This is a genomic window from Nocardia sp. CDC159, from assembly GCF_023740735.1.
GTDB classification, from domain to species: Bacteria; Actinomycetota; Actinomycetes; order Mycobacteriales; family Mycobacteriaceae; genus Nocardia; species Nocardia pulmonis.
Genome location: NZ_JAMRXH010000002.1, coordinates 135,162 through 159,354, shown reverse-complemented (window position 1 = coordinate 159,354; position 24,193 = coordinate 135,162). Strand labels below are relative to the sequence as shown.

Here is a 24,193-nt window from a genome sequence, read left to right as displayed (position 1 = left end):
TATCAGCGCGGTCAGGCGGCGATCGCGGCCAGCACGGCCGACGGGTCGGCAGCGATCGCGCCGTCGCCCACGGTCCAGAAGTCCGGACCGGGTGGGGCCTCGAGGGCCAGCTCGGCGGGCGTGCGCCACGGCGCGTCCAGGCGCAGCCGCCAGGAATGCAGATGGGTCCGCGGGTAGGCGGCCGACTTGTCGAACAGCGGGTCCCCGGCGAGGGGATGGCCGATCCAGGCCAGGTGCACGCGGATCTGATGGCGTCGGCCGGTGAGCGGCCGGACCACCAGCAGCGTGTGCGTGTCGGTGCGCAGGGCAGTGGTGAATTCGGTGCGCGAGGGATAGTTCTTGCCCGCCAACAGGTCTCGCTCGTCGACGGTCCAGGTGTCGCCGATGCGGGTGATGGCCTCGCGCGGAGCGGCGATGCGCACCCGGTTCTTGCGGCCGACGCTCAGCGGCAGGTCGACGATGCCGCGGTCGGGGAGGCCGGTGGTGGCGGTGACGGCCAGATAGGTCTTGGCGGCCGTGCGCTTGTTGAACTGCCGGGTGAGCTGTCCGTGTGCGGTGAGGTCCTTGGCCAGCAGCACCAACCCCGAGGTCACCTTGTCGATGCGATGGACCGGGTACAGCGTCTCGCCGTGCTCGGCGGCCAGCCGGACGAGATCGGTGTCGTGCCGTTCGCCGGTCACCGAGATCCCGGCGGGTTTGTCGAGTGCGAGGACGGCCTCGTCCTCCTCGACCCGACACCTTTCCCGTAGCTCCGGCCACCGCATATCCACCCGACCACCCTAAAGGGCGGCCGCTTCAGGCCGTGGCGCGCTCCAGATCTCGCAACGCCGTCTCGATGTGGCCTACCAGGTCGGCCAGCCGCGGGACCGAGCGGCGGCAGCCGACGATGCCGAAGTCGAGATTGTCGGCGGTGCTGGTCACCGTGATGTTCATGGCCTGGCCGTCGAACGGGATGGACAGGGGATAGTTGCGGTCGAGCCGGGCGCCGTGCACGTAAACCGGTTTGCGCGGTCCGGGCACATTGGAGATGACCAGGTTGAACGGAACCCGCGGCAGCGACTGGAAGCCCGGCACGAACACCAGCGGCAGCGGCGAGAGCAGCAGCGCCGACAGCGCGATCGCCTCCAGCCTCGGCAGCTGGGTGAAGACCTCCTTGGATCGGCGCATCGAGCCGCTGATGGTCTGCAACCGCAGCACCGGATCGGCCACGTGGGTACCCAGATTGCACAGCAGTGCCGCGACCATGTTCCCGTCGGATTCGGGTTCGGCCGCACTGCGCAGATTCACCGGGACCATGGCGGTCAACGGCTTGTCCGGCAGAGCATTGCGCTCCAGCAGATAGGCCCGCAGCGCGGCGGCCGACAGCGCGAGCACCACATCGTTGACCGTGGTGCCGGTCGCGCTGCGCACGGCGTGGATGCGTTCGAGCGGGATCGATCCCACGGCGACGCTGCGCGCCCCGCCGATCGGGACGTTGAACATGGTGGGCGGGGCCGACATCGGCAGTTCCAGGCGGCCCTCGCGCACCGCGCGCAGCGCCGAGGCGCTCGCGCCGACGCCGGTGATCAGCCGCGGCGCGGCCTTGCGCAGCTGGTCCCAGACGTTCGGCGGCTCATTCGGTTCGCGCTCGGCCCGGCCCAGCGTCCAGGGCGCGCGCAGGCGGGTGTCGAGCGGATCCTCGGTGAGGGTGCGCTGCAGCAGCCGCAGTGCCGACACCCCGTCCATCAACGCGTGATGGACCTTGATGTAGACCGCGAACCGATCACCCGCGAGCCCCTCGATCAACCGGCCCTCCCACAGCGGGCGATGCCGGTCGAGCAGGCTGGAATGCAGCCTGCCCACGAGATCGAGCAGCTCTTTATCGCCGCCGGGTGCGGGCAGTGCGCAGCGGCGCACGTGATAACCCAGGTCGATCCGGTCGGCATGCGACCAGACCATGCTGGAGAAGTTGCCCAGTATCCGACGCGGCTGCCTGCGGAAGCGCGGTCGCACATCGGTGGCGGTCAGCAGTTCGTCGTAGAGCGAGCGGGCGAAGTCCGCGCCCGCGTCGGTGGGCGGCTCGAAGATTTGCAGACCGCCGACGTGCATGGGGTGTTCACGGGATTCGGCGGCGAGGAAGATCGCATCGATCGGATTGAGCAGGTCCATGGGTTCCCCCAACGGGTGGCTGGATTCGCGTACCGCGGCGCCGTTGCCTCGCGTCGGTGAACTTTTAACAACCTTACCACCCAGGCGATTTGCCGCACGGGAGCGGGTCGGGGGTCACAGGCACTCGTCGTCGAGATCCAGGGTGGTGCGATCGAGGGAGTCGAGCAAATCGAATTGCGCTGTCGTCCTGGGTAATTCCCAACGGAAGAAATATCGCGCGGCGGCGCGTTTGCCGTCGTAGAACGAACCGGTCCGTCCGTGCGCGGCGACGGCCTGGGACAGCCAGATCCAGGCCAGCACCACGTGGCCGAACGCCTCCAGGTAGGCCGACGAATTCGCCAGCGCCAGCGCCGGATCGGCGTCCTTCCAGAGGGTGGCGGTGGTGGTGGCGATGCGGCCGGTGGCCTGGGCGAGCGCATCTGCGAAATCGCCGAGCTCGGCGTCGGCGGTGGTGCGGGCGGCCGCCACGGTGCCGCCGATGGTCTCCAGCAGCAGCGCCAGCGCGCCGCCGTTGCCCGCGGTGACGGCCCGCCCCAGCAGGTCCATGCTCTGAATCCCATGCGTGCCTTCGTGAATCGGATTCAGCCGGTTGTCCCGATAGTGCTGTTCGACGTCGTAGTCGCGGGTGTAGCCCGCGCCGCCGTGCACCTGGATGGCGAGATCGTTGGCGGCCAGGCACCACTGGCTGGGCCAGCTCTTGGCGATCGGGGTCAGAATGCGCAGCAGAGTGCTCGCGCGGGTGTACTCGGCCTCGCCGGTGGGGCTGCGCTGTTCGTCGATCAGCGTCGAGCAGTACAGCTGCAGGGCCAGGGCGCCCTCGGCATAGGACTTCTGCGCCAACAGCATTCGCCGCACATCGGGATGTCGGACGATCGGGAGCTGGGGCGTGTCCTGGCCCGTGGCGGTGACCGGGCGGCCCTGTGGGCGGCTGCGCGCGTAGGCCAGCGACTTCAGGTAGCCGGTGTAGCCGAGCGCGGTGGCGGCCAGGCCGACGCCGAGGCGCGCCTCGTTCATCATGTGGAACATGTAGGCGAGACCGCGGTTCGCCTCGCCGACCAGATAGCCGACCGCGCCGGGCGCGCCGCCCGGGGTGTAGGCGCCGTCGCCGAAAACCGGTGCGGTGTTGACGGTTCCGCGCCAACCCATCTTGTGGTTGATTCCGGCCAGCGTCACATCGTTGCGTTCGCCCAGCGAACCATCCTCGGCGACAAGGTATTTCGGAACGATGAACAGCGAGATGCCGCGGGTGCCGGCCGGCGCGCCGGGGATCCGGGCCAGCACCAGGTGCACGATGTTGTCGGCGAGCTCGTGATCGCCCCCGGAGATCCACATCTTGCGCCCGAACAGTCGATAGCTGCCGTCGTCCTGGGGCACCGCCTTGGTGGTGATGTCGGCCAGGCTGGAGCCGGCCTGCGGCTCCGACAGCGCCATCGTGCCGAAGAACCGGCCCTCGACCATCGGCCGCACGAAGCGATCGATCTGGTCCGGGGCGGCGTGCGCGGCGAGCAGATTGGCATTGCCCATGGTCAGCATGGGATAGCTGATGGTGGCCACGTTCGCGGCGTAGAACCAGGCCATACAGGCGCTGAAGACGGTGTAGGGCAGCTGCATGCCGCCGACGCGCTCGTCCATGGCCGCCCCGACCAGTCCGGCCGCGGCGAAGGCGTCCAGGGCGCGCTTCACCGCGGGCAGCACCTGCACCTTCTCGCCGTCGAAGCTGGGCTCGTGCAGGTCGGCCTCGCGATTGTGCGGTGCGAAGTACTTCTCCGCGAGCTCCCGGGACAGCTCGAGCAGCTGGTCGAAGGTTTCGCGGGAATGGTCGCGGTAGCGATCCCGGTCGGTGAACCGGGCCACGTCCAGCCACTCGTAGAGCAGGAACTCGAGGTCACGGGCGGACAGGATGAGCGGATCCATGGCCCCAACCCTTCCGGTCCAGCGGCCGCGGCGCAACCTCAGGCGCGGGCCCGGCCGAACAGCGGGGCGACGAAGTGTTCCAGCATGGCCCGCTCCTCGGCCTCGTCGCGGCCCGGCACGGTCAGCAGGGAGACGATGACGCGGGTCAGCCAGCGCGCCTGGAGCATCGAATCACGCTGCCGCGCAGCCTGTTCCGGTCCGAGCAGCGAGGCGGCGATGGCCTCGATCACCTCGGAGGTCTGGGCGATGCCGAGCGCGATACCGGCGTCGCCGGGGCGGAACCAGGCGATCAGCAGCGGATCGCGGCGCACCGCCCCCAGGCTCGCCTGGATGCCGGCGACGGCGCGTTCACCCGGATCGGCGATCCCGCGGATCTGCTCGCCCACGGCCGCGGCGACCCGGCGGGCCTCCCGGTGCACGAAGGCCGACTGCACGGCCTGGCGGCTGTCGAAATATCGGTACAGCGTCGCCCGCGAGCAGCCCGCGGCCTTGGCGATATCGCCCATCTGGGTGGCGGCCACGCCGCGCTCGGCGAACAATCGCGCCGCCGCGTCCAGGATGCGCTCGGCCGCCCGCAGCGAACGCGAATCGTCGAGCCAGTTCACGCGGCCGCCCGGAAGGGCACGCCGACCGGACGCCGCACATAGCTGCCCTCGGCATACCGGACGCCGTCCAGATCGACGGTGAACCGCGGGCAGCGGGCCAGCAACTGCTGCAGCGCGATGGTCGCCTGCATGCGCGCGGCGGCCGCGCCGAGGCAGTGATGATTGCCGTTGCCGAAGCTGAGGATATTGCGCGGATGCCGGGTGACGTCGAGTTCCTCGGCGTCGGAACCGAATTCGCGCTCGTCGCGGTTGGCCGAGGCGTACAGCAGCAGCACGCGGCGGCCGGGTGGAATGGTGACGCCCGCGATCCGCACCGCCCGGGTCGTGGTGCGAGCCAGGCCCTGGACGGGCGAGGTGAGCCGCAGGAATTCGTCGACCGCTCCCGGCACCAGACTCGGATCGTCGAGCAACCGTCGCCGCTGCTCCGGATGGCGCACCAGCAATTGCACCGCGCCGCCGAGGTTTCCGGTGGTGGTGTCGTTGCCGCCGGTGATCATGGTGAAGGCGAAGCCGAGAATCCGCAGCATGCCCCCGACGTCGCCGTCCGCGCCGAGGCCGGCCGCGACCAGATGGGAGATGGTGTCGTCGGCGGGCTCGAGGCGGCGGCGCTCGATCATGGTCGCGAAGTACCCCATGAGCTCGCCGACCGCCTCCTGGGCGTGCTGGATGCCGCCGGTCGCCGACGCGGCCACGATGGCCTCGCTCCACTCGTCGAACTTGGGCCGATCCGGTTGGGGCACACCGAGATAGTGTGCGACGACCATGGTCGGCAGCGGTTTGAACAGCTCCGCCACGATGTCACCGCCACCGGCCGCGCGCAGCCGGTCCAGGCGCTCGACGACGAAAGCGGTGACGGCGGGCCGGATCTCGGCGACTTGGCGCGGGGTGAAGCCGCGGGCGACCAGGCGGCGGAACGCGGTGTGGTCCGGGGGATCGGTGAAGACGAACGGCCGGTTCTCCCCGAGTCCGATCTCGCTCAGATTGTTGTAGTCGACGGTCAAACCCTGTGCCGAGGAGAAGGTTTCGGGATCGCGCACCGCAGCGTACACGTCGGCGTACCGGGAGAGCACGTAGTAGTCCTCGTGCTCGCGGCCCGGCGGTACCACGTGGTGCACCGGATCGTGTTCGCGCAGTGCGGAATACATCGGCCACGGATCACGCCAGCTCGCCCCGGACCGAAGCTCGAACCGCACCGCATGAGACACATCGCCGCTCATGTATCGACGGTAGGACAGCCTCGCTCAGTTGTCTAGAACGCGTTTCAATGTTGCGTCCCGGCCCACCGGCTTGTGACCCAATCGGATGGGTTGGGTAGGGGGCGTGCGCAACTGGTCGGCCGCCCGCTCGAGCAATTCGCCGACGGTCGCCTCGGTCACCGGATCGAAGGTGCGGTACCACTGCTCGATCGAGTGGAACAGCGCGGGCGTCTCCAGGCAGATCACATTGTCGGCGTGCGCCGACAGCGCCCGGATGGGGCGGCACGAGCCCACCGGAACCGCGAACACCACTCGGCCCGCACCTCGTTTGCGCGCCAGCAGGCAGGCGGCCCGCGCGGTCGCGCCGGTGGCCACCCCGTCGTCGACGAGCACCACCGTGCGGCCGGTCAGGCACAGCCGCTCGCGCACGCTGCGGAAGCGAGCCGCCCTGCGCAACACCGCCTCTCGCGCCTCGCGCTCCAGCCGCGCCCGCTCGGCCGGGCCGATGAAAGCGCGCACCAGCTGCTCGTCGTCGACCACCCGCACTCCGCCCTCGGCCACCGCGCCGAATACCAGCCGCGGCCGCCCGGGCACCTCCAATTCGGCCACCACCGCCACGTCCAGCGGGGCGCGCAGGGCGGTGGCCACCTCGTAGGCCACCGGAACGCCGCCGCAGGGCAATCCGAGCACGACCGTCTCCGGTCCGCGGAACGCGCGCAGCCGTTCGACGAGTCGGCGGCCTGCTTCACGGCGGTCGAGGAAGGGCATGTCACACCAGGCAGTAGAGGGTGAAAAGGCCGAGCCGCGGTTCTGGACTCGGGAAGACAGCTGGCAACTTTACGCCGAATCCGCCCGGTCATGGGGCGAATTGATCGCGAACGCCTACCCGTTCGGTATCGGTTTCGGTGCCTGCGCGCACCACCGCGGCAACGCGGCGCGAACCCCCTGTCCTGCCGTACGATCGCGTTCGGAACTCCGTTTCCGGCAGCGAACAGGCCGGAATGAGAGGGGGAGGGAGCGTGGAAGCTCGGGTGTCCGGGGCGGTGCGCGGCCGGATCGCATGGCTGCGCCGCTTCGCCGCGACCACGCCCGGCACGATCATCGGGATTGCCGCGGCGGCCGTTGTGCTGTGCCTGATTTCGGGTCTGGTCTGCGCCGAGGAGTTCAGCGCCCGGACCGCGCACCGTGACGACGCCCTGATGCGCTCCGAGCCGCTGGCCGATGCGGCGCAGCGGTTGTACGTGGCGCTGTCGTCCGCCGACGCCGCCGCGGCCACCGCCTTCCTGTCCGGCGGCATCGAATCCCGCGAGGTGCGTGGGCGTTACGAACAGGCTCTCGCCGATGCCGCGCAGGCGCTGGCCGTCGCCACGGCGGGCGCGTCCGATGCGCGGACCCGCGAGATCGTCGCCCGGGTCGCCGCCGACCTGCCCGTGTACACCGGTCTGGTGGAGACGGCGCGGGCCAACCATCGGCAGGGCTTTCCGGTCGGTGCGGCGTATCTGCGCGAGGCGTCGGGGGTGATGCAGAATTCGTTGCTGCCGAACGCGTCCGAACTGACCGCGCAGCGCCTGGCCGCCGTGCGGGCCGATCAGCGGGCCGTCACCGGACCGCCCTGGGTGGCCCTGGCGCTGTCGGCCATCGTGCTCGGGGGCGCGATGGCGGCCTCGCGGGTGCTGTCGCGGCGCACCAACCGACGGTTCAATCTCGGGTTGGTGGTCGCGGGCGGCGCGGCGGCGCTGGCCGTGCTGTGGATCGTCGTCGCGGCCGTGATCGCGCGCGGCGCGATCGATACCGGCACCCGCGGGCCGACGGCGCGCGGCGAGAACCTCGCCCAGGCACGGATTCTCGCGCAGCAGGCCCGCACGGACGAGACCCTGCAGCTGATCACCAACGGCGACATCACCGATATCGAGAACGACTTCGCGGCGAAGACGAGTCTGCTCGGTGCCGCACTGGAGCAGGCGGGTTCGCCCGAGTCGCCGGTACACCAGCAGTTTTCGCAGTGGATGAGCGGGCATCGCAACCAGTTGGACAACTACCGGGCCGCCGACTACCAGGCCGCCGTGCGGCAGGCCATCGGCCCCGGACCCGAGTCCTCGGCGGGCCGGTTCGCCGACCTCGACGCCGCGCTGCGCAACGATCTGACCGCCACCCGCGCCGAACTGCGCCAGCAGATCGGATCCGCGGGAGCCGCCTGGTTCGGCGCGGCGGCGGGCACACTGGTGCTGATGGTGATCGCGGCCGCCGGTGTCGTCGCCGGGCTGTGGCCGCGACTGAAGGAGTTCCTGTGAGTGGCGGGCGTGCGCTGCGGGTGCTGGCGATGGTCGCGATCGCCTGGCTGTCGGCCGGGTGCGGGGCCGATCCGCGAGTACCGTCGACGCCGTCGACGGTAGCGGTGTGGCCCGCGCCACCCAAGGCCGCCGAGATCACCGCCGCGCCCGCCGCGGCGGACGGTTGCGATGCGGAGGTCAGCCTGCGGCCCGGCGCGCCGCCGAGACCCGGTGCGATGCCGCCGGATTCGCCGATGGCGCGCATCGTGGCCAAGGGCCGGATAACCGTCGGCGTCGATCAGAACACCTATCTGTTCGGCTTCCGCGATCCGGCCACCGGACAGCTGCGCGGCTTCGACATCGACCTGGCCCGCGAGATCGCCCGCGACCTGTTCGGCGATCCGAACCGGATCGAGCTGCGGTCGGTGTCCTCGGCCGAGCGGGTGCGCGCCCTGCAGGACCATCAGGTGGATCTGGTGGTGCGGACCTTCTCCAGCACCTGCGATCGCCGCCGCGACATCGACTTCTCGGCCGTGTATTACAGTGCGGCACAGCGCATTCTGACTGGCGACCCCGCAGTGCGATCGAAGGCGGATCTGGGCGGTAAGCGGGTGTGTGTCACCTTCGGGTCCACCTCGGCCCGTCCGCTGTTCGAACTGCCCGCTCGGCCGACCGTGCGCGGGGTCGACAACTGGACCGACTGCCTGGTGCAGTTGCAGCAGGGGCAGGTCGACGCGGTCAGCACCGACGAGCCGATCCTGGCCGGCCTGGCCCAGCAGGACCGCAATCTGCGGGTGGTCGGCGACGCGCTGGGCCGGGAGAATTACGCGGTGGGGGTGCCCAAGGGGGAGCCGGAGCTGGTGCGGTTCGTCAACGGGGTGCTCGAGCGGGTGCGCGCGGATGGCACCTGGCAGCGCCTCTACAACGAGCATCTGGGCATTCTGGGCCCCAGCCCCGGGCCGCCGCCCCCGCGCTACAGCGATTGAGCCGCCGATGAACGTGTTGACCGTCGCCGAGATAGACAGCGAATTGGCCGCGCGCGGTAGGGAAATCGACGCCGTCACCGCGTCGCTGTTGGAGTTGGACAAGCATCCGGGACTGACGCTGCTGCGCGGCTATCCACCGGTCGGGGCGACCGCCGCGCGCTGGCGGCCGCTGCGCGAGCGACTGGATCTGATGTGGGAGGACTTCGGGCGGTTGCAGTCGATCCTGGATCAGGCCAGGGCCATTCGCGCCCGGCGCACCAAGCCGACCGACGCCGACCGCGCGGAGCTCACCCGCCTGCTGCGCGACCGACCGCACGAGCTGGCGCGGGTGCCGATTCCGCTGTCGGAGCGCTCGCTCACCGGGCCCGGCGAGCGGGTGCTGTTCGTGGGCATCGCCGACACCCTCGACCGCATGCGCGCGACCTTTCCGCACATCGCGGAATTCCTCGACGCGGTCGACGCGATCAACTCCCGCGTGCTGTCCGGCCTGGCGCCGCTGCAGGCCCAGCTCGATCGATTCGGCGGTGCGTCGCCGGAGTTGCGGGCCATCGGCGCGGAGGTGAGCGAACTCGTCCGGCGCTCGGCCACCGATCCGCTGGCCTTCACCGCCGAGGAGATCGATTCGCGCATAGCGGCCGTGGCCGAACGGCTGCGCGGGGAATCCGAGGCACTCGCCGAGCTGCGCTCGCTGGTCGAGAACTGGGCGGCCGCGATCGCCGAGACCGGGGCGCGCCTGGACGATCTACGGGCCGCCCGCGAACGGGCGCTGGCGGCCCGCGCGGAAGCCGAACGCACGATCCACACCGCACCGATTCCCGTTCATCCGGATGTGAGCGAGGCCCTGCGCTGCGAGCTGGAATCGCTTGCCGCGCGGTATCGCTCGCAATCCGAAGGCGGCGAGGCGGGGACGGTACCGCTGACCGCGGCGGGTGCGCTGCTGGACCTGCGCCTGCGCACGGCCGCCGCGCTCGAGACCGCCACCGCCGATGAGCAATTGGCGCGCGGACTGCTGGACCGGCGTACCGAGCTGCGCGGGCGGCTGGCGGCCTATCAGGCCAAGGCCGCCCGGCTGGGGGTGAGTGAGGATCCGGACGTGCTGTCGTCCAACCGGATCGCCAGCGGCCTGCTGTCGCGCCGCCCCTGTGATCTGGCCGCCGTGACGCGGGCGGTGGCGGACTATCAGCAGATCATCGTGGAGAAGTCGGGGAGGCGGGGATGACGTGCGGTGAACCGGGCTGTGGCGGAACGATTGTCGACGGGTACTGCGAGATCTGCGGCACCGCACCCGCCGCGGCGGGCAGCACCGACTGTCGGGAGCCGGGCTGCGGCGGGACGATCGTCGACGGATACTGCGCCACCTGCGGCACCGCGCCGAGTGCCGAAACGGCCACCGCCACAACGCAGAGCGCGTCGACCGGCCGCTCCACCGCTCGCTCGGCGCGCACCCGGTCCACCTCCGGCCGCTCGCGCCGGGGGCGGCTCGGGGCGGGCATGGTCGAGGTGCCGCGCGTCGCGCGGACAGATCCGGCCGCCGCGGTCCTGTCCGACCCGCAGGTGCCGGAGAACAAGCGCTTCTGCTCCACCTGCGAACGCCCGGTCGGCCGGTCCCGCGAGGGGGCGCCCGGCCGCACCGAGGGCTTCTGCCCGCACTGCGGCACGCGGTTCTCCTTCTCCCCGAAGCTGACCGGGGGAGATCTGGTGGGCGGGCAGTATCGGGTGGCGGGCCCGATCGCACACGGCGGGCTGGGCTGGATCTACCTGGCCACCGACACCAAGGTCGACGACCGCTGGGTGGTGCTCAAGGGCCTGCTCAATGCGGGCGATCGCGATGCCATGGCCGCGGCCGTCGCCGAGCGGCGCTCGCTGGCGCGGGTCGAGCATCCGAATATCGTCAAGATCTTCAATTTCGTCGAGCACGGCGGCACCGACTACCTCGTCATGGAATACGTGGGCGGCGTCTCGCTCAAACAGCTGCTGCGCCGCCGCCGCGACACCGAGCGGTCGTATCTGCCGCCCGCCCAGGCGATCGCCTATGTGCTGGAAATGCTTCCGGCACTGGGCTATCTGCATTCGCTGGGCCTGGCCTACTGTGATTTCAAGCCCGACAACGTGATGCAGACCGACGAACAGTTGAAGCTGATCGATCTGGGCGCGGTCATGGCGATGGACGACGAGCATGGCGCCATCTACGGCACGGCCGGATATCAGGCCCCCGAGATCGCCGACACCGGCCCGACCGTAGCCAGCGAGATCTACACCGTCGGGCGGACCCTGGCCGTGCTGATGATGCCGGTGCCGCAGCGCGACGGGCACTTCGCCGAACTGCCCGGCCCGGACACCGAGCCGCTGCTGGCCCGGCACGCGTCGCTGTACCGATTCCTGTTGCGCGCCACCGAGTCCGACCCGCGGGCACGGTTCACCTCGACGGAGGAGGCGGCCGATCAGCTGACCGGGGTGTTGCGCGAGGTGCTCGCGGCCGAGGACGACACCCCGCGGCCCGGGCCGTCGGTGAACTTCGGTCCGCCGCGCGCGGTCTTCGGCGCGGGCGGGCGCCCACCGCGGGACGCGCGGGCGATCGTCACGGCGCTGCCGGTGCCGCTGGTGGATCCGGCCGACTCCGGTGCGGCGCTGCTGGCGACCACGGGCGGAACCACGGTGGCGGAGTTGGAGACCGCGTTCGAGGCGGGGCTGCGCGCGGTGGTCACCGGAAAGGCCGAATCGGTCGAGGTTCCGCTGCGGCTGGTGCGGGCGGCCCTGGAGATGGGCGACGCGGCGCAGGCGCGGCGACGCATCGATGAGCTGACGCCGACGCTGGGGGAGGACTGGCGGCTGGCCTGGTATCGGGGGCAGGCGCGCCTGCTGACGGGCGAATACGACGCCGCCGCGAGCGATTTCGAGTCGGTGTATGGTGCGCTCCCGGGCGAGGCCGCACCGAAGCTGGCGCTCGCGGTGGCGGCCGAGCTGGCCGCGCCCGGCAGCGGGGAGCCGGATGCCGAGAGGCGGCGGGCCGCAGGGTATTACGAGACCGTCTGGCGCACCGATCGCGGGTATGTCAGTGCCGCCTTCGGCTTGGCGCGGCTGCGCCGCCTCGGCGGGGAGCGCGACGGTGCCGTGGCGGCGCTCGACCAGGTCCAGCCCTCCTCGGCGCTCTACACCGAGGCCCGGCTGACCGCCGTGGAGGTCATGCTCGGCGCGGACGATTCGGATCGGGCACCCGATGACCCCGAGGCGCTTGCGGCGAACATCACCGAGGAGCTGCTGCGCGAATGCGGCGGCCGGATCGAGGGACTGGTCATCGAATCGAAACGTCGTGCGGCCCAAGTGCGGCTGCGGCTGTTGCGGGTCGCGCTCGCCTGGTTGGCGGCCGGGCACACGGCCGCGCGGCGCGATCCGCTGCTCGGCCGCGACCTCGACGAAACGGGTGTGCGCGCCGGACTCGAGCGCTGCTACCGCGATCTGGCCCGGGAGAGCGAGGATATGTGGGAGCGCATCGAACTGGTCGAGCGGGCCAATGCGGTACGCCCGAGGTCCACGCTGTGAGCGCGCCGACCTGCCCCGGATGTGGGGCCCGCACCCGCAGTACCGACCGTTTCTGCGAGCAGTGCGGGCGCGAGCTGGCCATCCGCCGGGCCGCCCTGCCCGACCTCGCGATCGATCCCGCGGCCGGATGCGCGGCCTGCGGGGCGGGGCGGCTCGATCCCGATGGATACTGCACGGCCTGCGGCGAGCTGCGGCGGCCGCCGGACCGCGGCAGTGCCGATCTGGGCGCGGTATATCTGGTCACCGATCGCGGAAAAGTGCACGCGCGCAACGAGGATGCGGTCGCGGCCGCGGTCCTCGGCGATGTCGAGGACGAGCCCGCGGCGGCACCGCGTCCGGGCGGGGACGATTCCACCCTGAGCGCGGTGGATCCGGCCGCCGCCGAAACCACCGGATCGGCCGTCGTGATCACCGTCTGCGACGGCGTATCCACCTCGGAGGATCCACAGGCCGCCTCCGGGGCCGCGGCGCGCGCCGGGTTGGACGCCTGCCTGGCCGCGCTCACCGCCGATCGGACGGCCGAGGATGCGGTGATGGCGGGGCTGGAGGCGGCCTTCCAGGCGGTGCGCGGGGTGTCCATCGCCGCCGGGCACAGTCCGTCGTGCACCTACGTCACCGCGGTGCTGCGACCGTGCGGCCATGGGGAATTCGAGATCACGGTCGCGAATGTCGGTGACAGCCGCGCCTATTGGCTGCGCGCGCCGAGCGATCGCGCCGACCAGCCGTCGCGGCGGCTCACCGTCGACGACTCCTGGGCGCAGGCCCTCGTCGACGCCGGTGCGATGGACGAGGTCGCCGCCATGCGCGATCCGCGCGCGCACGCCCTGGTCCGCTGGCTGGGCGCCGATTCCGAGCACACCGCCGCCGACACCCGCGTGCACACCCTGCGGGTCCACGGTCCGGGTGTGCTGCTGCTGTGCAGCGACGGCCTGTGGAACTACCTGTCCGAACCCGCCGATCTGGCCGCGATAGCCACCTCCGCCCCGCCCGCCAAGGCCGCCCGCAACCTCGTCGATTACGCCATACACTGCGGTGGCGCCGACAACATCACCGTCGCCCTCGCGCCGGTGTCAGGAGTACAGCAATGAGCTCACAAGAAGGACAGGGTATTTCGGTCGTCGTCGACCAGAATCCGTATCTGGCCGAGGGTGCGGATACCGTCGACGCGGTGGTGACCGTGGCGGCGGGGGCCGACTTCGCGGACGCCGCACCGCCGCCCGAGCGGTTGGAGATCATCATCATTGACTGCTCGGGTTCGATGGGCGCGGGGGATCGGTTCCCGGGCGCGCGCCGCGCCACGGCCGCCGCGCTGGACGAGCTGCCCGACGGAACGCTGTTCGCGATCGTGCAGGGCACCTCCGAGGCGCAGGTGGTCTACCCCCGACGCGGGCCGCTGCAGCGGGCCAGCCGCGAATCCCGCACGGCCGCAAAGCATGCGCTGGACAAGCTGCGACCCTACGGCGGCACCGCCATGGGTACCTGGCTGGGGCTGGCGCGCCAGATCGCCCAACAGCATCCGCACGCGATGGCGCACGCGATCCTGCTGACCGACGGCAAGAACGAGCACGAGTCGCCCGAACACCTCGCGGCGGAGATCGCGACCTCGCAGGGCCTGTTCACCTGCGACTGCCGCGGTGTCGGCAGCGATTACGTGGTCGCCGAACTGCGTGCCATCGCCACGGCGCTGAACGGTTCGGTGGATGTGGTCAAGGAGGGCGCGCAGCTGGCCGCCGACTTCCAGGCCATGATGCGCACCTCGCTGGCCAAGACCATTCCCGATCTCGCGCTGCGGGTTTGGACCCCGGTGGGCGCGGCCGTCCGCTTCGTCAAACAGGTCGCGCCCACCATCTCCGATCTCACCGACCGGCGCGTCGAGGCCGGGACGCAGGTGGGGGAGTATGCGCTCGGCTCCTGGGGCGCCGAGGAGCGCGATTACCACGTCCAGGTCCGCGTCGAGCCCGCGGCGGCCGGACGGGAGAAGCTCGCGGCGCGCATCAGCGTGGTGGTGGGGGACGAGGTGGTCGGGCAGGGACTGGTCAAGGCGGTGTGGACCACCGACACCGAACTGTCGGCGCGGATCAGTCGCCGGGTCGCGCACTACACCGGCCAGGCCGAACTGGCGCAGGCGGTGCAGGAGGGACTGGCGGCGCGCAAGCAGGGTGATCTCGATACCGCGACGGCCATGTTGCAGCGCGCGGTGCATCTGGCCTCGGCCTCCGGGAACGACGACACCGCAAAGCTTTTGCGCACGGTGGTCGAGGTGGACGACCATACCGGCACGGTGCAGCTGCGCCGCACCGTCGACGCGTTCGACGAGGCCGCCCTGGACGCCCGGTCGACGAAAACCGCCCGGGTGCGGAAGGAGTCGTGATGGTCACCTGTCCCGAGGGGCATCCGTCGGCGGCGTCGGATTACTGCGATATCTGCGGGGCGGCGATCGCCGCGGCAGCGCCGGTGCCGCCCGCGGCCGAATGCCCGGCCTGCGGTGCGCCGATCGCGGGAAGGTTCTGCGAGGCGTGCGGCCGTGATTCGGCACTGCCCGCACCGGCACGGGTCGCCGAGACGGTGACCCTGCCGGAGGTGCCGGAACAGGCTGCCGCGCAACAGGTCTGGGTTGCGACCGTGGTGGCCGACCGCGAGTTCTATCAGCGGGTGCTCGACCGCAAGGGCCCCGACGCCGATCGCGTCGAATTCCCCGCCTACTACCCGCCGCGACGAATCCCCCTGCACGGCACCGACTTCCTCATCGGCAAGCACAGTGTCTCGCAGGGTGTGCACCCCGAAATCGACCTGGGCATTCCCCCGGTGGACATCGGTGTCTCCCGCGCCCACGCCCGCCTGCACGTGTCCCCGGACGGCATCACGGTCACCGACCTCGGCTCGACCAACGGCACCTCGCTGAACGGCGCCGACGAACTCATTGCGCCGAATACGCCCGTGCCCCTGGCCGCCGGAGCGCGCATCCACGTCGGCGGCTGGACCACGATCACCGTCAGCTACGAGACGCCCTAGCGAAACGCGCACCGGCCCTGAGGTTCTCGACCATCTGGGCGGGGGCCTTGGCGGGGGAACCGGCGTCGTAGGGCGGCTGCGGATCGTATTCGGTCAGCAGCTGGATCGCCATCGCGTGCTCGTGTCCGGCGATTCTGCCGAGCAGGGTCAGGCCCATGTCGATTCCGGAGGAGACGCCCGCCGCGGTCACGTACTTGCCGTCGATGACCACCCGGTCGCTCGTGGGCTGGGCGCCGAGTTCGGTCAATTCGTCCAGGGCCAGCCAGTGCGAGGTCGCCCCGCGCCCGTGCAGCAGTCCGGCCGCGGCCAGCAGCAGCGATCCGGTGCACACCGAGGTCGTCCAGGTGCTGGTGGAATCGACTCGGCGCAGCCAGTCCAGCAGGCGCGGATTGGTCATCTGCTCGGTTTGACCGGGACCGCCGGGGACCACGACGATGTCGGGTCGCCGCACCTCGTCGAATCCGCGGTCGGCGACCAGCGCCAGGCTGCCGGTGTCGGTGCGCACCGGTCCGGGTTGCTCGGCGACGAAAATCGTGTCGGCTTCGGGTATTCGGCTCAACAGCTCGTACGGGCCGACCGCGTCGAGCGCGGTGAAGCGGTCGTAGAGCACGATCGCGATCTGCACGGATCACCTTTCCTCGGAACGCGGCGAACGAAAACGACGCCGATACTCGGCCGGGGCCGAGCCGAGCGCCTTGACGAAGGCGCGCCGCATCGCCTCCGGTGTGCCGTATCCGCAGGCCCGCGCGATCTCCGCGATGCCGTCGCCGGTGTCCTCGAGCAGCCGCCGGGCCTGTTCCAGCCGTACCCGATCGACGTAGCGGCCCGGCGTCATCCCGGTCTCGTGTCGGAAAGCGCGGGCGAACTGGCGCGGCGACAGGCGGGCCCGGGCCGCGAGCGCCTCGACGGTCAGATCGGCGTCGGGATGTTCGGTGATCCAGTGCTGTACCGCGCGCAGCGGGTCGCGGCGGGCGGTCTGCGCCGACAGCTGGGCGCTGAACTGCGCCTGGTTGCCGGGGCGGTGCAGGAATACGACCAGCTGGCGCGCGATGACCAGTGCGGCCCGGCGGCCGAGGTCCTCCTCGACCAGGGCCAGGGCCAGATCGATACCGGCCGTCACGCCCGCCGAGGTGGCGATGTCGCCGTCGCGCACGTAGATGGGTTCCGGATCCACCCGCACCAGTGGGTATTTCGCGGTCAAGAGCTCGGACCAGGCCCAGTGCGTGGTGGCCCGGCGGCCGTCGAGCCGACCGGCCGCGGCGAGCAGGAAGGCGCCCGTGCACACCGATATCAGGCGTGCAGGGCGTTGGGCGCCAAGCCATTCGATAAGCCGAGGGTCGGGTGCGCGGGTGCCCTGGCCGCCGGGGACGACGAGGGTATGCGGAGTGTCCGCCGCGTCGAGCGGCTGGTCGGGGGTCAGCGTCAGGCCGCTCACGGTGCGCACCGGGCGGCCGTCGAGGGAGGCCGTGCGGATGTCGTAGGACCCGGGGGTGTGGCGTTCGGCGCCCGCGAAGACCTCGAGCGGTCCGATCACGTCGAGGCCCTGTACTCCCTCGAACAGGACGATCAGGACGGTCCGGGTCATGCACTCATCCTCGATGTTCGCGGGGACGTCCGCAATGACGTGCAACCCACCTTTTCTGCCATTCGACCGGATGGAAGAAACCGGGCGTGAGTTCGGACAAAGCACATCTATCCGACTATCGGTTTGTTCTCTCGCATGAAATCGGCGCGCGTCATTCATAGACCTGGACAACCGGGGTGTTGGCGCTCACATTTACACTGCCCCGATCAGGAGTACAAGGAGCAACCGACATGCCAGCTAGTCCAGTCATGCGCGATCTCTTCCGGCGCAAACCCATCGAATTGGTCGAGGAGGAGGGCAGCGGCCTGCAGCGGGCCCTCGGTCTGTGGCAGCTGACCGCCATCGGCGTCGGCGGCATCATCGGGGCCGGAATCTTCTCTCTCGCCGGTGCGGTCGCGCACGGTACGGCCGGTCCCGCCGTGTTGATCTCGTTCCTCATCGCCGGTGTGGCGAGCGCCGCGGCCGCGATGTCCTATGCCGAGTTCGCGGGCCTGATCCCGAAGGCCGGGTCGGCCTACACCTACGGCTATGTGGTGCTCGGTGAGCCGGTCGGCTGGTTCATCGGCTGGGATCTGCTGCTGGAGTACACCGCGATCGTGGCGGTGGTGGCCATCGGCATCTCCGGCTACATCGAATTCCTGTTGGAGCAGTTGAACATTCACCTGCCGGTGTGGATGATGGGCGCGCCCGGCACCGGCGACGGGCACAAGATCGACCTGTTCGCGGCGCTGCTGTGCCTGCTGATCGCCTTCCTGCTCAATATGGGCATCAAGGCGGCCGCGCGCTTCGAGTCGGTGGTGGTCGGCATCAAGGTCGTCGTCGTCCTCGTGGTGATCGTCGTCGGCGCCTTCTACATCAAGTCCGGCAACTACTCTCCGTACTTCCCGTTCGGCTTCGGCGGCGCGGTGACCGGCGCCTCGACGGTGTTCTTCGCGGTGTTCGGCTACGACGCGATGTCGACCGCGGCGGAGGAGTCGGTGGACGCCAAACGCCATATGCCCAAGGCGATCATCTACTCGCTGGTCATCTCGATGGTGCTGTACGTCCTGGTGTGCCTGGTCCTGACCGGCATGCAGAAGTACACCGAGATCAACCCCGAGAGCGGCCTGTCCTCGGCCTTCGCCGCCGTCGGCCTGTCCGGCCTCGGCAGCCTGATCGCGGCGGGCGCCATCGTGGGCATCATGACCGTCCTGTTCACGTTCATGCTCGGCGTGACCCGCGTCTGGTACTCGATGAGCCGCGACGGCCTGCTGCCCCAGTGGTTCGCCAAGACCCACCCCGTCCGCAAGGTCCCCACCCGCATCACCTGGATCGTCGGCGTGGCCTCGGCCGTCTTCGCGGGCCTGCTCCCCATCGCCCAGGTGGCCGAACTGACCAACATCGGCATCCTGCTGGCCTTCGTAATCGTCTGCGCCGCGGTCATAGTCCTCCGCTACCGCCAGCCCGACCTCCCCCGCACCTTCCGCACCCCCTTCATGCCCTTCATCCCCCTGATCGGCATAGTCTTCTCCCTCTGGCTCATCTCCTACCTCGACCCGGTCACCTGGCTCCGCTTCGCCGCCTGGTTCGTCCTGGGCTTCGTCATCTACTTCGGCTACAGCCGCCGCCACTCCCTCCTCGCCCGAGGCGGCAACCATCCCCCAGCCGAATCCACCTCGGTGAGTTAGCAATACGCCCCGCCCGGACTCCGTCCGGGCGGGGAAATGAGTGTGCATGCCTACGGGGGAGTGGGTGTGCACACCCACGGGAGAGTAGGTGTGCATGCCTACGGGGGAGTGGGTGCGCACGCCTGCGGGAAACGAGGTCTTCCTACCTCACCGCTGGGCGCGCGCTCTCCTTGTTGTTCCCTGCCTTGCAGCGCAGCGCGATGCAGGGCAGGGAGCCGCGGGGTCGGGATGAGCGCGTTCTTCTTGTTCCGGGTGGGCGCGTTTCCTCGTTCCCAGTAGGCGCTCTTCTTGTTCCCCGCCTTGCAGCGCAGCGCGATGCAAGGCGGGGATTCGGGTTCGGGTCAGCGGCGGGAGCTCAGTGCGAGGGCCGCGATGAGGAGGGCGGCGCCGGTCCAGCCCCAGGGGGTGAGGTGTTCGTTCAGGAGGGCCAGGGAGAGGAGGGTTGCTGTGAGGGGTTCGAGGAGGGCTGCCAGGGAGGCGAATACGGGGGCCGCGGTGCGCAGGCCGCGGAAGTAGGCGGTGTAGGCGAGGGCTGTGGGGGCGCTGCCCAGGTAGGCGGCGGTGGCCAGGGTGGTGGGGGTGAGGGGGAGGGTCATGCCGAGGGGGAGGGCCGCGGGGGTGAGGAGGAGGCCGCCGGTGAGCATGCCGAAGGCTGTGGTGCGCAACGGGTCCAGGCCGGGGACGGGGGTGGTGGTGATGAGGGTCAGGAGGGCGAAGCCGATGGCGGCGGCGAGGGCGAAGGTGACCCCGGTGAGGAGGTGCCAGCCGCCGATCGCGTCGATGCGGGAGCCGGTGAGCAGTGCCAGGCCCGTGATTGCCACGGCGATGGCGGCCAGGGTGGTCGGTTGGGGGATGCGGCGGTCGCGCAGTGCGGTGCCGATGGCCACGAAGACCGGGAGCATGCCGATGGTCACCATGGTGGCCATGCCCACCGAGGTGTACTGGACGGCAACGAAGTAGGCGGCCTGGAAGAAGCCGAGCAGCGCGCCGGTCACCAGGATGCGGCGCAGCGCCGCCCGGGTGCGCGGCACTCCGCGCAGCCCGCCCGAGATGGCCAGTAGCGCCACCGCCAGCCCGCCGCCGAGCAGTAGGCGATAGGTCGCGACGGACAGCGGATGCAGGCCGGTCTGCCGAGTGAGCATGGCCCCGGCCAGACCGCCGGTGCCCCAGAGGATTCCAGCGGCCAGCAGGGCCGCCGCGGAACGGTCGCGCGCGGGCGCGACGACGTCGATGGACATGTGAGGAAGTGCTCCTGCGTCGAAGGACAAAGGTGATCGACGACGCGGGGCAGGTGCTACCGAAGCTGGTACCGCAGACCGGTACTACGAATCAGTCGAGCGGCTGTGCCGACCCGACTCGGAGACCACCCCGCTCAGCGGGCGGGGGGCGGAGTGACTTTGTAGATCCGGTGCACGGTCGCCACTCTAGCCGACGCACCGAGACCGGATGAAGGCGAGATCGCCTTAAAGCGAATCTCTTTGCGTTAAGCTCCGACCGTGACCACCTCGGCTCGCACCAGACCCGGCGGCCGCAGCGCCCGCATCCGGGCGGCGGTGTATCGGGCCGCCACGGATCTGGTCGTCGAACTGGGCGCGGACCGGATGACGATTCCGGCCGTCGCGGCTCGCGCGGGCGTCACCGCGAGTACGGTCTACCGCCGCTGGGGCACACTCGCCGCCCTGCTCGCCGACGTCGCCGCGCACACCCGCGCGCCCGCGCCCGCGCAGACCGGCGAGTTGCAAGCGGACCTGGCGAACTGCGCCGCCTGGACGCTCGCGGAATTGTCCCGACCGGGTGGTATCGCATACCTGTGCGCGGAGCTGGCCGGAGACGCGGGCGAGCGCCGAACGGGCCTGCGCGCGTGCCTGATTCGGGTGGGCGCCCAATTCGAATCGGTGCTCGCGGCGGCGCGCGCCCGCGGCGAGCATCCGCCGCCGCTCGACACCGTCCTGGACCGCGTCGTCGCGCCGCTTCACTTCCGAACGGTCTTCGCGGTCCCCGGCACCGACGAGCGGTACGCCCGCGGCCTCGCCACGGCAGTGCTCGACGGCTGAACCGACTGTGTCCAATTGGACCCACCCGCCCCGTGTCCAATTGGACACAGCACATCCCCGACACACCAGACAAATGAAACGCGTTCGAGTTACACGCGTGTAAGACTGTCCCCGCACAGTAATGCTCTCCTCATTACGGGAGGACCGTCTATGACGAATTCTGTTGCACCGCTCGATCTGCCCAAGCCCCTGGTGGTGACCCTGGGGAATCTGAAGGGCGGCGTCGGGAAGACCACTTCCGCCTTTTTCCTCGCCGGATACTTCGCGCAGGTGCACCAGCTGCGCGTCCTGGTGATCGACGCCGATCCACTTAGCCAGACCGGATACTCCTGGTACCGCAGGCTGCTCAAGGGCGAGATCGAGGTGCCGTTCACGCTCATCGCGTTTCCGTCCCGGCACGTCGACGACTGTATTGCCGACAATGCCGCGAACTACGACGTGGTGATCGTGGATGCCGGTGGTGAATCCGCGGATATCTTCAAGGCCGCGATTCCCGCGACCGACGAGCTCATTCTATTGACGAGCGTGAGTCCATCGGAGGTGAAACGAGTGCCGAGTACATATCGGGCCGCCGAGGAGGCGGCCGCCGATGCGGCCCGAGAAATACGGGTCCGCGTGTTGATGACCAAGGTTCCGGTGACGATGAAGAACGGTGTCAACGTCTCCACGGAATATCGCACCCAGCGTTCGCATCTGGAGGATGCCGGGTACGAGGTGTTCGAGTCGTATCTGAGCGCCTGGAAGTGGTATCGGGAAGCCGCCGATGGGGAAGTCGGCGAGGGTGCCGAGAATCCACTCGAGGATCTGGGTGAATATCGCCAGGTGGGCGACGAACTGGTCGAACCCTACCGCGTCGCACTGGGGGTGCCCGCCTGATGCCTCCGCAACGCAGGAAATCCGTGATCGGCGGGGCCGCCGCCGCGAATCCGCTGGCCGATTCGGCCGAGCACACCCCGCCGGTCTCGCCGCTGCGCGATGCCGAATGGCGGCGTTCGGGTCCGGCCCTGTCGGTGGTGCCACCGGTGCCCGACCCGGCCGCCAGCGTGCTGACCATGCCGTTGCCCACGGCCGGGGACGGCCCGCTCAGTGAGCGGGAGCAGGATCAGCTGTCGGCCTGCGAATCCTCGATCGGCACTTTGCGACTCGCGTTCTGGGCGGCCGGTCGCGCGCTGCAGATCGTGCGGGACGGCCGGTTGTATCGCGACGCCTACGCCACCTTCGACGATTACGTGGAACAGCGGTGGGATATGCAACGCTCCTACGCCCACAAGCTGATTCGCGCCTGGCCGCTGGCCGCCCGGCTGCATCCGATGGCGCCGGGAATCAATGAGGGGCAGATTCGCGAACTGCTTCCGGTGGCGGCCGAGCACGGCGAGGAGGCGGCCGTGACGGTCTATGCCACGCTGGCCGCTGGTACGCCGAAGGTCACCGCCGGAAAAATACGCGAGGCGATTTCGGTGCTGCCCGAACAATTCGACAAGGATCAGGTCGTGCAGCGATTGCAATCCTGGCTGCGCGGCGAGATGCGGGAGCCCGCGCCCGAGCGTCCCATCGATTTGTTCAGCACCGTGGAATCGCGATTGGTGGCCCTGAGTCGCCGGGTCGTGAAAAGTTCGAACGACGATCCGGATGCGGCCCGAGAATTCGCCGCAAAATTGCGCGACCTGGCCGCGCGCATCGAACAGCAGTTAAGCGCCTGACCGGGCCGAAGAAAATGCCCCGCAGCGGAAAAACAATCCGCAGCGGGGCATTTCTCCGTAATCCATTGGTTTTCGATTGTTTATCGCGTTGTTATCAATAAATGCGTGTTCCTGTTTGTAATTGTTTTGATGCGGGCGAATGATGACTTCTCGGATCCGCTGGACCGAATGCACATCGCGACGTTTTTCGAAACTGTTCGGAGAGTCGGGCGAGCGTCCGGCCTCCGATGAAAGGATCGGAGGACCGCATCATGGCAGGAAACAGCGAAGGCCGATATCACCGCTTGCTGCGGCCGTTGCTCTGGTGGATGATGGCCGCCGCGGTGGTCGTCCTCGGCGCGATCGGCGCCCTGCTGCTGAGCAGTGGACAGGCCGCGGCGCAGCCGGTGCAGATCCCCGGAATCGGCACCCTCGACCTCCCCGGGGTGGCACCGACGCCCGGCCCGCTGCCGGAGGCGCTGGTGGCGATTCCGGAAGAGGTTGTCGCACCGATGGTTTCGGAACCCGCCCGGCAGGCCGACGCGATCGCCGCCCCGGCGCCCATCCCCGGCATCCGGGTCGACTCCGTGGCCACCGATCTGCTGAGCGCCGTGCAGGCGCTGGTTCCCGGCCTCGACTTGCGTTCGCTGCCAATGCCTCCCGGCCTGCTGCCGCAGCCCCAGCCCTCCGCGCCGGCCGCGACACCGGAGAAGACTCCCGGCCAACTCGCCGTGGCGGCCGCCGAATCCAAGCTGGGTTCGGCCTACGCCTTCGGTTCGAACGGCCCGGATTCCTTCGACTGCTCCGGCCTGGTGCAGTGGTCCTATGAGCAGGCGGGCGTCGAATTGCCGCGCACCAGCTACGAACAGCTCGCCGCCGGTACTCCGGTGCCGCTGGACGAGCTGGAGCCCGGCGATCTGGTGTCGTTCTACGGCGGCGACCATTCCGCGCTCTACGCCGGAGACGGCCGGGTGATTCACGCCGCCACCAGTGGCAGCGGCGTCGTGATGTCACCGATATCCGAGATGCCGGTGTCCGGAGCCCGCCGCTTCTGAAATGCCCTGTGCACCAAACTAACCGCCCCGGCGAACGTTCTTGCATTCGGGCTTGCGCATGCTCGAATCGAGGGACTGGTCGAATCCTGTCACTGCTGCGACCATCTATACGATGCCGAAATCACGTTGCGGCACAACGCAGACGAGGATACTGGGAAACGACCGTCGGGTAAGCGGAGGGGAGCAGGTGGTCGACCACACGGACAACCGGGCGAATTCCGGCGAGGAGCCGTTCGGGCCGATTCGCCCGGAGCACGCCACCGACGGCTGGGCGCTGGCCGGTGGTCCCGCGGAGTGGTGGCTGACCAAGGATTTCGGTGAATGCCGCGCCCGGGTGAAGGCGACGACCCGTACCACGTGTGCATGGCGGATCGGCAGACTGGACGGCAGCCTGGTCCGGGAGGCGTCGGCACGCTCGGTGGACGAGGCCAAGGCCGCGGCCCAGGAGTGGATTCGCCGGGGTAGCTACACCGGGTGACTCT

The 24,193-nt window shown here is 69.8% G+C and carries 22 protein-coding genes; 13 read left to right on the top strand and 9 right to left on the bottom strand.

What is annotated here, in order from left to right:
• Positions 1 to 11: 11 nt before the first annotated feature.
• From NDR87_RS04430 to NDR87_RS04405, 6 genes are all read right to left on the bottom strand, one after another.
• Positions 12 to 764, bottom strand: a complete 753-nt coding sequence (locus tag NDR87_RS04430; protein ID WP_251910222.1) for an RluA family pseudouridine synthase — start codon at positions 762 to 764, stop codon at positions 12 to 14.
• Positions 765 to 795: 31 nt separating this feature from the next.
• Positions 796 to 2,148 carry a wax ester/triacylglycerol synthase family O-acyltransferase gene (locus tag NDR87_RS04425; RefSeq protein ID WP_251910074.1) on the bottom strand — a complete coding sequence of 451 codons (1,353 nt, stop codon included), beginning with the start codon at positions 2,146 to 2,148 and terminating at the stop codon, positions 796 to 798.
• 114 nt (positions 2,149 to 2,262) lie between these two features.
• Positions 2,263 to 4,062 carry an acyl-CoA dehydrogenase gene (locus NDR87_RS04420; RefSeq protein ID WP_251910075.1) on the bottom strand — a complete coding sequence of 600 codons (1,800 nt, stop codon included), beginning with the start codon at positions 4,060 to 4,062 and terminating at the stop codon, positions 2,263 to 2,265.
• Positions 4,063 to 4,100: 38 nt separating this feature from the next.
• Positions 4,101 to 4,667, bottom strand: coding sequence for a TetR/AcrR family transcriptional regulator (locus NDR87_RS04415; protein WP_251910076.1), 567 nt, complete (start codon positions 4,665 to 4,667; stop codon positions 4,101 to 4,103).
• Positions 4,664 to 5,884 (bottom strand): cytochrome P450, encoded by a 1,221-nt coding sequence (locus NDR87_RS04410; RefSeq protein ID WP_251910077.1) that lies wholly within the window; start codon positions 5,882 to 5,884, stop codon positions 4,664 to 4,666. Before NDR87_RS04410 ends, NDR87_RS04415 begins: the two co-directional genes overlap by 4 nt.
• Before the next feature lie 24 nt (positions 5,885 to 5,908).
• The gene (locus tag NDR87_RS04405; RefSeq protein WP_251910078.1) at positions 5,909 to 6,631 is read right to left on the bottom strand and encodes a phosphoribosyltransferase; all 723 of its coding nucleotides are present in this window, start codon (positions 6,629 to 6,631) and stop codon (positions 5,909 to 5,911) included.
• Between the two features lie 251 nt (positions 6,632 to 6,882).
• Here NDR87_RS04405 and NDR87_RS04400 point away from each other — a divergent pair, with 251 nt between their 5' ends.
• Genes NDR87_RS04400 through NDR87_RS04370 form a run of 7 tightly spaced genes read left to right on the top strand, consistent with a single transcriptional unit; the run spans position 6,883 to position 15,671 of the window.
• The gene (locus tag NDR87_RS04400; protein ID WP_251910079.1) at positions 6,883 to 8,154 is read left to right on the top strand and encodes a hypothetical protein; all 1,272 of its coding nucleotides are present in this window, start codon (positions 6,883 to 6,885) and stop codon (positions 8,152 to 8,154) included.
• Positions 8,151 to 9,119, top strand: a complete 969-nt coding sequence (locus NDR87_RS04395; protein ID WP_251910080.1) for a glutamate ABC transporter substrate-binding protein — start codon at positions 8,151 to 8,153, stop codon at positions 9,117 to 9,119. Before NDR87_RS04400 ends, NDR87_RS04395 begins: the two co-directional genes overlap by 4 nt.
• Before the next feature lie 7 nt (positions 9,120 to 9,126).
• Positions 9,127 to 10,338 (top strand): hypothetical protein, encoded by a 1,212-nt coding sequence (locus NDR87_RS04390; RefSeq protein WP_251910081.1) that lies wholly within the window; start codon positions 9,127 to 9,129, stop codon positions 10,336 to 10,338.
• Positions 10,335 to 12,659: a serine/threonine-protein kinase gene (locus tag NDR87_RS04385; RefSeq protein ID WP_251910082.1), complete on the top strand. Its 2,325-nt coding sequence runs from the start codon at positions 10,335 to 10,337 to the stop codon at positions 12,657 to 12,659. The genes NDR87_RS04390 and NDR87_RS04385 overlap by 4 nt, the downstream gene beginning before the upstream one ends.
• Positions 12,656 to 13,747 carry a PP2C family serine/threonine-protein phosphatase gene (locus tag NDR87_RS04380; protein WP_251910083.1) on the top strand — a complete coding sequence of 364 codons (1,092 nt, stop codon included), beginning with the start codon at positions 12,656 to 12,658 and terminating at the stop codon, positions 13,745 to 13,747. Before NDR87_RS04385 ends, NDR87_RS04380 begins: the two co-directional genes overlap by 4 nt.
• Positions 13,744 to 15,030 (top strand): VWA domain-containing protein, encoded by a 1,287-nt coding sequence (locus NDR87_RS04375; protein ID WP_251910084.1) that lies wholly within the window; start codon positions 13,744 to 13,746, stop codon positions 15,028 to 15,030. The genes NDR87_RS04380 and NDR87_RS04375 overlap by 4 nt, the downstream gene beginning before the upstream one ends.
• Complete coding sequence (locus NDR87_RS04370; RefSeq protein WP_251910085.1) at positions 15,030 to 15,671, top strand: FHA domain-containing protein; 642 nt, start codon at positions 15,030 to 15,032, stop codon at positions 15,669 to 15,671. The genes NDR87_RS04375 and NDR87_RS04370 overlap by 1 nt, the downstream gene beginning before the upstream one ends.
• Here the strand turns inward: NDR87_RS04370 and NDR87_RS04365 are convergent.
• Together NDR87_RS04365 and NDR87_RS04360 are read right to left on the bottom strand one after the other, a co-directional pair.
• Positions 15,652 to 16,296 carry a DJ-1/PfpI family protein gene (locus NDR87_RS04365; RefSeq protein WP_251910086.1) on the bottom strand — a complete coding sequence of 215 codons (645 nt, stop codon included), beginning with the start codon at positions 16,294 to 16,296 and terminating at the stop codon, positions 15,652 to 15,654. The genes NDR87_RS04370 and NDR87_RS04365 overlap by 20 nt on opposite strands.
• Before the next feature lie 3 nt (positions 16,297 to 16,299).
• On the bottom strand, positions 16,300 to 17,256 hold the full coding sequence (locus NDR87_RS04360; protein WP_251910087.1) for a GlxA family transcriptional regulator: 957 nt from the start codon (positions 17,254 to 17,256) through the stop codon (positions 16,300 to 16,302).
• 230 nt (positions 17,257 to 17,486) lie between these two features.
• Between NDR87_RS04360 and NDR87_RS04355 the strand changes: the two genes are divergently transcribed.
• On the top strand, positions 17,487 to 18,923 hold the full coding sequence (locus NDR87_RS04355) for an amino acid permease (protein WP_251910088.1): 1,437 nt from the start codon (positions 17,487 to 17,489) through the stop codon (positions 18,921 to 18,923).
• 341 nt (positions 18,924 to 19,264) lie between these two features.
• Here NDR87_RS04355 and NDR87_RS04350 read toward each other — a convergent pair whose 3' ends face one another.
• Positions 19,265 to 20,161 carry a DMT family transporter gene (locus NDR87_RS04350; RefSeq protein WP_251910089.1) on the bottom strand — a complete coding sequence of 299 codons (897 nt, stop codon included), beginning with the start codon at positions 20,159 to 20,161 and terminating at the stop codon, positions 19,265 to 19,267.
• Between the two features lie 258 nt (positions 20,162 to 20,419).
• Here NDR87_RS04350 and NDR87_RS04345 point away from each other — a divergent pair, with 258 nt between their 5' ends.
• The 5 genes from NDR87_RS04345 to NDR87_RS04325 all read left to right on the top strand — a co-directional run bounded on the left by NDR87_RS04345 (position 20,420) and on the right by NDR87_RS04325 (position 24,189).
• Positions 20,420 to 20,977 carry a TetR/AcrR family transcriptional regulator gene (locus NDR87_RS04345; RefSeq protein WP_251910090.1) on the top strand — a complete coding sequence of 186 codons (558 nt, stop codon included), beginning with the start codon at positions 20,420 to 20,422 and terminating at the stop codon, positions 20,975 to 20,977.
• Positions 20,978 to 21,127: 150 nt separating this feature from the next.
• Entirely contained in the window at positions 21,128 to 21,853 is a 726-nt protein-coding gene (locus tag NDR87_RS04340) for a ParA family protein (protein WP_251910091.1), read from the top strand.
• A complete protein-coding gene (locus NDR87_RS04335) occupies positions 21,853 to 22,677 on the top strand; it encodes a hypothetical protein (protein WP_251910092.1) in 825 nt (274 codons plus the stop codon). The genes NDR87_RS04340 and NDR87_RS04335 overlap by 1 nt, the downstream gene beginning before the upstream one ends.
• Positions 22,678 to 22,928: 251 nt before the next feature.
• Positions 22,929 to 23,711, top strand: a complete 783-nt coding sequence (locus tag NDR87_RS37680; RefSeq protein WP_308212042.1) for an NlpC/P60 family protein — start codon at positions 22,929 to 22,931, stop codon at positions 23,709 to 23,711.
• A 187-nt stretch (positions 23,712 to 23,898) separates the two neighbouring features.
• Positions 23,899 to 24,189 (top strand): hypothetical protein, encoded by a 291-nt coding sequence (locus tag NDR87_RS04325; protein ID WP_251910093.1) that lies wholly within the window; start codon positions 23,899 to 23,901, stop codon positions 24,187 to 24,189.
• Positions 24,190 to 24,193: the final 4 nt, after the last annotated feature.

Bases quoted from the DNA above. Each gene is read 5' to 3' on its own strand.
- NDR87_RS04430 (WP_251910222.1), bottom strand. From the start codon at position 764: ATGCGGTGGCCGGAGCTACGGGAAAGGTGTCGGGTCGAGGAGGACGAG.
- NDR87_RS04425 (WP_251910074.1), bottom strand. From the start codon at position 2,148: ATGGACCTGCTCAATCCGATCGATGCGATCTTCCTCGCCGCCGAATCC.
- NDR87_RS04420 (WP_251910075.1), bottom strand. From the start codon at position 4,062: ATGGATCCGCTCATCCTGTCCGCCCGTGACCTCGAGTTCCTGCTCTAC.
- NDR87_RS04410 (WP_251910077.1), bottom strand. From the start codon at position 5,884: ATGAGCGGCGATGTGTCTCATGCGGTGCGGTTCGAGCTTCGGTCCGGG.
- NDR87_RS04405 (WP_251910078.1), bottom strand. From the start codon at position 6,631: ATGCCCTTCCTCGACCGCCGTGAAGCAGGCCGCCGACTCGTCGAACGG.
- NDR87_RS04390 (WP_251910081.1), top strand. From the start codon at position 9,127: ATGAACGTGTTGACCGTCGCCGAGATAGACAGCGAATTGGCCGCGCGC.
- NDR87_RS04385 (WP_251910082.1), top strand. From the start codon at position 10,335: ATGACGTGCGGTGAACCGGGCTGTGGCGGAACGATTGTCGACGGGTAC.
- NDR87_RS04375 (WP_251910084.1), top strand. From the start codon at position 13,744: ATGAGCTCACAAGAAGGACAGGGTATTTCGGTCGTCGTCGACCAGAAT.
- NDR87_RS04370 (WP_251910085.1), top strand. From the start codon at position 15,030: ATGGTCACCTGTCCCGAGGGGCATCCGTCGGCGGCGTCGGATTACTGC.
- NDR87_RS04360 (WP_251910087.1), bottom strand. From the start codon at position 17,256: ATGACCCGGACCGTCCTGATCGTCCTGTTCGAGGGAGTACAGGGCCTC.
- NDR87_RS04355 (WP_251910088.1), top strand. From the start codon at position 17,487: ATGCCAGCTAGTCCAGTCATGCGCGATCTCTTCCGGCGCAAACCCATC.
- NDR87_RS04350 (WP_251910089.1), bottom strand. From the start codon at position 20,161: ATGTCCATCGACGTCGTCGCGCCCGCGCGCGACCGTTCCGCGGCGGCC.
- NDR87_RS04340 (WP_251910091.1), top strand. From the start codon at position 21,128: ATGACGAATTCTGTTGCACCGCTCGATCTGCCCAAGCCCCTGGTGGTG.
- NDR87_RS04335 (WP_251910092.1), top strand. From the start codon at position 21,853: ATGCCTCCGCAACGCAGGAAATCCGTGATCGGCGGGGCCGCCGCCGCG.
- NDR87_RS37680 (WP_308212042.1), top strand. From the start codon at position 22,929: ATGGCAGGAAACAGCGAAGGCCGATATCACCGCTTGCTGCGGCCGTTG.